The organism is Okeania sp. SIO2F4 (assembly GCF_010672385.1).
Taxonomy (GTDB): Bacteria; Cyanobacteriota; Cyanobacteriia; order Cyanobacteriales; family Microcoleaceae; genus Trichodesmium.
In genome coordinates, this window is sequence record NZ_JAAHGT010001400.1 from 1 (window position 1) to 1,478 (window position 1,478).

General features: G+C 35.5%; 1 pseudogene. It reads right to left on the reverse strand.

The features are described from left to right. Positions 1 to 393: 393 nt before the first annotated feature. Positions 394 to 1,275: pseudogene (locus tag F6K22_RS40755) on the reverse strand (IS630 family transposase). Between the last annotated feature and the right edge of the window lie 203 nt (positions 1,276 to 1,478).

Consider the following 1,478-nt stretch of genomic DNA (forward strand, 5'->3'; position numbering starts at 1 on the left):
TATAGCAGTGAGCGCTGGCATCAATGCATACATACTACTACTGTCTTTGTGTGTAGTATAAAACTTGCTACATGACCGACATTTTTGATATGCGATAGCTTCGCTGTGCCTCCGGCAATCGCGACAGCGGAACGAAGGTGCAATCCCACTCACCTTAAAATTTGATACCATGCATGAAAAAATAATTTCACAAATAGATGTCAGGAAATCCTTTGCTGGCAATAATTATCCCATGGCTGCCATTTTTAAAATTGGTATGATAGCGTTGCACTTTGATTGAACTGACAACAAAAAAATCACAGTCTTATGTGAGTGCGTTCGCGAAGCGTCTCCTCTGGAGAATCCCCTCAAAGAGCAACTAAATCCTATATTAATAATTGATATCTTTCACTACTACGGAAAAACTTGAGGATTTTCCATAAAAGCTGCATCCACACAATCTCTAAAATTATCAAATTTCTTGAGTCTTTGTTTGAGCCAATTTTTTAACACAAACCACCAGCGTTCTATCTTGTTAAAATCTGGTGAGTATGGTGGTAAATACCAGATTTCACACCCTTGCTTGGCCACTAATTCTTCAATATAAACTGATTTATGAAACGTTGCGTTATCCAATATAATCACTTGTCCTGGTTGTAATTTTGGTAGTAAACAATTTTCCAACCAGTTCTCAAACAAGTCACGATTACAACTGCCCTTCTATGTTAAAGGAGCAAACATTTTTGATTGATTTATAGCTCTCTACCAACTGACTCTCTCAATTCTTTTTCCGGACTTCATGCCTGGTACTATGAATGCCTTTAACCCCATAACCATAAGGATAATCTTCTCTATTATCTATTCCGGCTTCATCTACATAAACAATGTTTTTTTTGTCTATTTGATTCAGTTTTAAGCCAAACTCTTCTCTTTCTAGTTCATCTCTTTCTTGATAACCATATGTTTTTTTTACGAGTAAAACCAAGTTTTTTTAAACTTCTACTAATAGTAAAACGACTACAATTTCCCCATTTTGCAGCCATTTGACGCATGAGTTTGAGTGTGATTGTCCTCAACAAACTTTTCAAATTTCTCCGAGTCTTTAATTTTAGAGATCTGAGGGGGAGGTACATTGGCTTTTGGGACTGTTGAACCTGTGGTTAAATATATATCTCGCCATTGATGAAGAGTAGGCCGACTTATATTTAATAAACGACTCACATGACTGATAGACATACCATTAATAATGAGGTCAAGAGCCCGTTCACGCAAATCTTGACTGTAAGGATATACCATAGCACTCAAACTTTATTTGAATATATTAAAGTAAAGAATCCTAAGCTATAAACTGTAAATTGTCAATACCATTACACGCATCCTTAAAACTTTAACCTTTAGCGATCGCCTAATTTATGAAAAATACAGCTCATACAGTTACTTTTATGTTACATTATAAATATCTATGTAATATGTAAAGATGCCAGCGCTCATTGCTATAT